General features: G+C 72.4%; 5 protein-coding genes. All 5 read right to left on the bottom strand.

What is annotated here, in order from left to right:
- Positions 1–120: 120 nt before the first annotated feature.
- Positions 121–1,302: a bifunctional glutamate N-acetyltransferase/amino-acid acetyltransferase ArgJ gene (gene argJ / locus ABD269_RS18265; RefSeq protein ID WP_344119076.1), complete on the bottom strand. Its 1,182-nt coding sequence runs from the start codon at positions 1,300–1,302 to the stop codon at positions 121–123.
- A 113-nt stretch (positions 1,303–1,415) separates the two neighbouring features.
- Positions 1,416–2,390 carry a clavaminate synthase Cs1 gene (cs1, locus tag ABD269_RS18260; protein ID WP_344119074.1) on the bottom strand — a complete coding sequence of 325 codons (975 nt, stop codon included), beginning with the start codon at positions 2,388–2,390 and terminating at the stop codon, positions 1,416–1,418.
- Positions 2,387–3,337 carry an agmatinase gene (gene speB, locus ABD269_RS18255; RefSeq protein WP_344119072.1) on the bottom strand — a complete coding sequence of 317 codons (951 nt, stop codon included), beginning with the start codon at positions 3,335–3,337 and terminating at the stop codon, positions 2,387–2,389. Before speB ends, cs1 begins: the two co-directional genes overlap by 4 nt.
- Positions 3,338–3,389: 52 nt before the next feature.
- Positions 3,390–4,922 (bottom strand): asparagine synthase-related protein, encoded by a 1,533-nt coding sequence (locus tag ABD269_RS18250; protein ID WP_344119090.1) that lies wholly within the window; start codon positions 4,920–4,922, stop codon positions 3,390–3,392.
- A complete protein-coding gene (locus tag ABD269_RS18245) occupies positions 4,922–6,640 on the bottom strand; it encodes a thiamine pyrophosphate-binding protein (protein ID WP_344119070.1) in 1,719 nt (572 codons plus the stop codon). Before ABD269_RS18245 ends, ABD269_RS18250 begins: the two co-directional genes overlap by 1 nt.
- Positions 6,641–6,868 lie beyond the last annotated feature (228 nt).

Below are 6,868 nucleotides of genomic sequence, written 5' to 3'. Positions count from 1 at the left end.
GGCGTCTCTGGATCTCTGGACCTTACGACGGCCCGTCCAACCCGCCAACAACGTAGGACCGGCTGACAGCCGGTCGCGGGGGGGGGGCGGGACGCGCCCGCCGGTCCACCGGTCCGTTGCTCAGGTCGAGTAGTCGGCGTTGATCCGGACGTACCCTTCCGTCAGGTCGCAGCCGTACACGGTGAAGGCGCCGTCCGCGACGCCGAGATCGATGCCGATGACGACCTCGTCGCCCCGCATCCGCTCGGCGACGGCGGCGCGCACCGCGTCCTCGTCCTGAGTGCCGTGCCGGCCCGGCGGGTAGACGGCCACGTCGCCGAAGCGGATGACGACCTTGTCCTGGTCGATGTCGGTGTCGTCGGAGCACTTGCCGATCGCCATGGCCACCCGGCCCCAGTTGGGGTCGCCGCCGTGCACCGCGGTCTTCACCAGGGGCGAGTTGACGACGGCCTTGCCCACGCGTTTGGCCTGGGCGGCGTCACGCGCCCCGGCCACGCGCACCTCGATGAGCCTGCCCGCGCCTTCGCCGTCGCTCGCGATGTCCTTCACGAGTTTCAGCGCCACCTCGTGCAGGGCCTTCTCGAACTCCGCGGGGTCCACGGGGCCGGCCAGCCCGTTGGCGAACAGCGCCGCCGTGTCGCTCGTGGAGGTGTCCGTGTCGATGCTGACCGCGTTGAAGGTACGGTCCATGACCCGGCGGAAGATCCGGTCCTGCTCCTCGGGGTCCAGCCGGGCGTCCGTGGCGAAGAAGGTCAGCAGCGTGGCCATGTCGGGCTCCAGCATGCCGACTCCCTTGGCGATGCCGGTGATCACCGCCCGGCCGACCCGGGCACAGGCCGCCTTGGGCCGGGTGTCCGTGGTCATGATGGCCCGTGCCGCGCGGTCGAAGCCGCCGTCGGGAAACGGCGGGGACAGGGTCTTGATGTGGTCCCGGATCCGCTCCATCGGATACTGACGGCCGATCACGCCCGTGGAGGCGATGAGCAGTTCGTCCTCGGACAGGCCCACCGCCTGGGCCACCGAGGCGCGTACGTCGCGCGCGTTGTCCTCGCCCTCCGTGCCGGTGGCGACGTTGGCGTTGCGGGCGAGCACGACGACTCCCCGGGCCGTGCGGTCGGCGGCCGCCGCGCGGCTCAGCGTCACACTGGGGCCGACGAAGCGGGAGCGGGTGAAGACCGCGCTCACCACGGCCGGCGCGGTGGAGATCAGTACGGTGAAGTCGTCCCGCCCGTCGTCCGTCAGCCCGGCGGGCGCGGTGTGCACCGCGAATCCCCGCGGCTCATGGACTGCGCCATCTGTCATGACTATCCGCTCCTCCGTATAAAGATGCTGGCTTCAGCTTGGCAGACGGCCCGCCGGACGCGCCAGTGGGCCGCCTCCCGGCGGCCCACCGGCGCCCTGTGCCGACCCGCGGGTCAGCGGCGCGGCACGAAGTCCACGACGTCCCCGGCCCGTTCCCCTCCGGACAGCTGCCCGTTGCGGTCGGTACGGATGTAGACGCGGTGCAGCCACCGGTCCTTGCCGTCCCACCGCGGTGCGAAGGGGGTACGGGCGTGGGTGGTGCGGAAGTTGTCCACGATCAGGATGTCGCCGGGAACCAGGCGCACCGCCTCGCGCACCTCGTCGAGCGCCTTCGACAGCACCGCGACGGCCTCGACGTCGGCGGGCTCCCGCGGGGCCAGCAGCTCGCGGTCGTACCCGAGGAACGGGTCCCGCGGGTCGCCGTAGAGCGGCTTGACGTCGGCGATCGCCCCGGGGTCCTCGACACCGCCGCGGAAGGCGACGTCCACGCAACAGGGCACGGGCCGGTCGAAGAGGTGCGCGCGGACGTCGTCGGGTACGAGGGGCAGCGCCTTGCGGATCGAGCCCACGAGGGTGGCCGCCTCGCGCTCGTGGTCCGCCCGGGAGCAGGCGAGCATCACGTAGTTCGGCTGCCGCACGTGGTACGCCATCTCCGTGTGGAACTCCAGCAGGGTCTCGGAGGTCTCGGAGGAGAGGTGATGGGCGCCGGGCGAGGGATAGACGTCGTGGTAGACGGTGGCGGAGCGCAGTTCGCGGTAGCCGGTGTGCAGGCCCAGGCGGCGGCCGACGATCGCGAGCATGGCCTCCTGGTTCAGCAGCGGGCGGTCCACCGGCGCGGGCGTGCTGTCGGGGGTGGGCGGCAGGGCGCCGTCCTCCTCCACCGGCAGGCCGCGCAGCAGCAGATAGCCGTTGTCGTTGCCGTGGGCGTTGAAGTCGTCCAGCGCCGTCGCCAGGGGCTCGGGGAGGTCCTCGGCGGCGGCGCCGGCCGCGTCGAGGAAGCCGTACAGGTCCCGGCGGGGGACCCGGGGCAACTGCGCGGCCAGCGTGAGCAGTTCCGCGGAGTGTTCGGAGCAGTGCAGCACGGTCACGAGGAATTCCTTTCTCGGGTGTGTGCGCGGGCGTACTGGTACAGGAGCTCGGCGCCGATCTCGGTGGCCAGGACGGCGGTGATGCCGCCGTGGTCGTAGAGCGGCGAGACCTCCATGACGTCGAAGCCCACCGGGCGCAGATCGCCGATGCCGCGCAGCAGGGCGAGCACCTCGCGCGAGGTGGGGCCGCCCGGGGCGGGGGTGCCGGTGCCCGGCGCGAACGCCGGGTCGACGACGTCGATGTCCACCGACACATAGACCGGCGCGTCGCCGACGAGGTCCCGCACCAGCTGTCCGGTGGCCGCGGGGCCGAGCTCGCAGAACGCGTCGGAGGTGACGATCCGCACCCCGTGCCCGCGGGCGTAGTCCAGCGAGTCGGGCCGCGGGTTGTGGCCCCGGATCCCGATCTGCACCATGCGCTGCGGGTCGACGAGCTTCTCGTCGATGGCGTGCCGGAACGGCGTGCCGTGGTGGTATTCGCCGCCGTAGAAGGCGGGGTTGGTGTCGGAGTGGGCGTCCAGGTGCACGACGGCGACCGGCCCGTGCTTGTCCGCGACGGCGCGCAGGGCGGCCAGCGTCAGCGAGTGGTCGCCGCCGATCATGAGGAAGGCGGCGTTGTCGGCGAGCAGGCCGCTCAGCCGCTCCTGCGCGGTGTCCATCGCGATGTGCATGTTGAACGGGGTCAGGTCGATGTCCCCGGCGTCGACGCAGTCGATCAGATCGAAGGTGCCGGGCCCGCGGTCGATGCCCACGCCGTGGATGAGCCCGGACTCGTTCCGTACGGCCCGCGGGCCGAAGCGCGCGCCGGGCCGGTAGCTGGTGCCGCCGTCGTAGGGGGCGCCGATGACCACGACGTCCTTGCCCCGCGGTGACGGGTCGTGCGGAAGGCGCATGAACGTGGGGATCTGCGCGTAGCGGGGCGAGACGGTGGTGTCGATGCGTTCCACTGGGTGCTCCCTCCTTACGGTGCGGGCCGCCGTGCGGCGGCCGTGGGCGGTGTCATCGCGGGACCGGCCGGACGCCGGCCGGCAGCCGGTCGGCGACCAGCTCCACCACCGCGCCGGTCGCCACCTCGTCCGGCTGCCGGCCCTCGACGACGACCTGGTCGAACAGCTCCTGGACGACCAGTTGCTTGGCGCGGCGGACGCGGTCCCGCGGGACCCCGGCGTCCGTCAGCAGCCGGGTGAAGGACGAGGTGGTGCCCGACCCCTCGTGCACGCCGAGCTTGGGGCGGACGACGACCTCGTGCGGCAGGACATCGCCCATGGCGGCGCGCAGGACCCACTTGTCCTGCCCGTAGCGCCGCTTCAGCCCGGCCTCCAGCGACACCAGGAGGTCGAGGACGTCACGGTCCCAGTAGGGGTGGGTGGACCAGTGGCCGCCGATCCCGGAGAGGGTCGGCGTCATCTCGTTCAGCCCGTCGAAGGTGTCCATGTCGCGGCAGACGGCCGTGTCCAGCTCCGGCAGCCGGTCCTCGCGGTGCATGCCGCCGAGCGGGATGTCCGCCCCGTAGCCGGTGAGGATGCGCCGGCCCTGATCCCCCAGCCGCAGGTACAGCGCGGTCAGCGGCAGCAGGTACTCGACGATGTCCGGGTCGAGGCACTCGGCCGCCCGGACCGTGTGGGGGAGCCGGCGCAGCAGGTCGGCGGTGGGGATGGTGATCTCCCGGTGCGCCGAGCCGATGTGCCCGGCGACGACACGCGCCTGCGGGAACTCGTCGGCCTCGTCGGTGCCCATCGAGACGGTGTCGATCGGCCCGGCCGACCGGCGGGCGGCCAGCGCCGCGACGGTGGAGGAGTCGATGCCGCCGGAGAGCACCACCAGGGGGGTGTCCGCGCCCGTACGCGCCCGCACCGCGTGTTCCACGGCGTGGCGGACGGACTCGACCGCCTCCTCCTCCCGCATGATCCGCCGGGCCAGCGGTGGCGTCCAGGTGCGGTGGGTGACGCAGTTGCCGGTGGCCACCTCGATGTCGAGCACCGTGCCGGCCGGGACCTGGTGGGTGCCGGGCAGCCGGCGGACCGGCCGGGCGGCGAGCGGCCGCCCCGCGGGGGCGGTCCGCAGCGCCTTCGCCTCCGTCGCCGCCAGCACCCGGCCGGGGGCGGCGGACACATAGAGGGGCACCGAGCCCGCATGATCGGTGGCGAGCACCGCCCGCCCGGGGGCGGCTACCAGAGCGGCGAACCGCCCGTTGAGCAGCCGGAAGGCGTGCGCGTCATAGGTGTCGAAGAGGGCGAGGACGAGAGCCGCGTCGGTGCCCGGCAGGGCCTGGCCGGGGGGCAGCAGCCGGAGCAGCTCGTCCTGGTTGTACAGCTCTCCGGCGAGCACCAGCGTTCTGCCCCGGGCGCGGGCGTGGGCCCCGTCCGGCGCCCCGGAGTGCAGGACGACGGTGCGCAGGCTCTGGTCGGCCGTCCGCTCCTTCAGCTCGGCCCGGGAGCCGAGGGAGGCGAAGACCGCGTCGAGGGGCCGGCCGCCGTCCTGGCGGACCTCGGCGAGGAAGCCGACCGCGGCGGGAAGGGTCGACGCCATGATCAGATGCTCAGGGCGCCGAAACCGCCGGCCTGGAAGTCGTAGTTCACCGGCACCTCGATCAGGAACGGCCGGCCGAGGCCGGCACCCTTGCGGAGGGCGGCCAGGAGCTCCTCGCGCGAGGAGGCCTTGACGGCCTCGACGCCGTTGGCCTCCGCCAGGGCGACGAAGTCGACACCGGTGAACTTCACCGCGGGGTCGTGGCTGCGGTGGTGCCCCATGTTCTGGTAGAGCTCGATCAGGCCGTTGGTGTCGTTGTTGACGACGACGGTGACGACGGGCAGGTTGAGCCGGGCGATGGTCTCCAGGTCGGAGCTGTTGGAGTGGAAGCCGCCGTCTCCCGCGATGAGGAAGGTCGGCTGCCCGGGGCGGGCCAGCTGCGCGCCTATCGCGGCGGGGATGCCGTAGCCGAAGCTGGAGCAGCCGGCGGAGGTGAGGAAGCCGTACGGCTGGTCGGCACGGGCGAAGAGCACGCCGTAGTGGCGGAAGAAGCCGATGTCGGAGACGATCGTGCCCTCGCCCTCCTCGGCGGTCTCCTCCATCACCGTGTTCATGGAGTCCATGACCTGGTGCACCCGCATGCCGTCCTCGTAGGACGTGGGGTCGGCCAGGAACTCGGCGATCCGCTCCCGCAGCGGGGTGATGTCGTGCGGGGTCTTCGCGGCGAGACCGGCGGTCTTCGCGTCGAGGTGCTCCACGAAGGCCAGCACGTCGGTGACGACGTCGACGTCCGGACGGTAGACCCGCGGGATCGGGTTGGCGGTGGGCGAGATCCGCACCGTCGTCTTCTCCCCGCCGTGCCGCCACATGGAGGGCCGCAGGTCCTCGGCGTAGTCGTAGCCGACGGTGAGGATGACGTCCGCCGGACCGAAGAGGGTCTCCAGGGCGGGGAAGGACAGGATGCCGTCCATGTAGCCGGTGACCGCGCCGTAGTTCAGCGCGTGCCCGTGCGGCAGCACGCCCTTGGCGATGTACGTGGTGATGACCGGGATGTTCAGCCGCTCGGCCAGCGCGCGGATCGCGGGCACCGCACCGGAGCGGATCGCGGCCGCGCCGACGACCAGCACGGGGTGCTGCGCCGAGGCGACCAGCTCAGCGGCCTTGTCCGCCGCCTCCTGCCAGCCGTCCTCGACCGCGCCGATGGGCTTGGCCGGGGTCCTGGCCCCGGGGTGCTCCAGCGAGGTGTCGATCTCGCTGCCGAGGAGGTCGACGGGCAGGGAGATGAAGCTGGGCCCGACCGGCTCGGTCATCGCCGCGGAGACGGCCGAGTCCACCAGGTCGGTGATGTCGTCGGGGCGCTGGAGCTCCACCGCGTACTTGGTCATCGGCCGCATGACCGCCGCCGAGTCCAGGCACTGGTGGGTGTCGTTGGGGAAGATGTCGTGCGACTCGGACTGGGCGGCGAGCGCGATCACCGGCGACCGGTCGAGTACGGAGGTGGCGACGCCCGTGGACAGGTTGGTCATGCCGGGGCCCAGCGTGGCCCAGCACGCCTGCGGGCGGCCGCTGATGCGGGCCAGCACGTCGGCCGCGACACCGGCGGTGAACTCGTGCCGGGTCAGGACGAAGTCGATGCCGTCCACCTCGTCGAAGAGGATCGACGCGGCCTCGCGGCCGACCACCCCGAACACGGTGCGCACCCCGTGGTCGTGGAGGCGCCGCAACAGCGCGTGGGCGGTGGTCGGGTTCGTGCTCTTGCCGGTGGTGGAGACACGGGACATGGCTGCTCCTCTGCGTGGGAACGGTCCGCGACCGCGTCCGGGCATGCGGGCGGAAGAGGACCGGAAGGGCTGTTCGGCGAGCACTGATCACTGTGCCGACCGCACCTTGTGGGGGAATGGACGGTCTGCTTGCATCGCCCCTGACGCACCGGACATGTCCCGTTATTGCCGGTTTGTTCGGATCGCGGGGTCCGATCCTTTCCGGTCACCCGGCACCTGTGGCCGAAT

Source organism: Streptomyces blastmyceticus (assembly GCF_039521185.1).
Classification (GTDB): domain Bacteria; phylum Actinomycetota; class Actinomycetes; order Streptomycetales; family Streptomycetaceae; genus Streptomyces; species Streptomyces blastmyceticus.
Note: the sequence above shows the minus strand (reverse complement) of the source record. Positions and strands in the feature narration are given on the sequence as shown.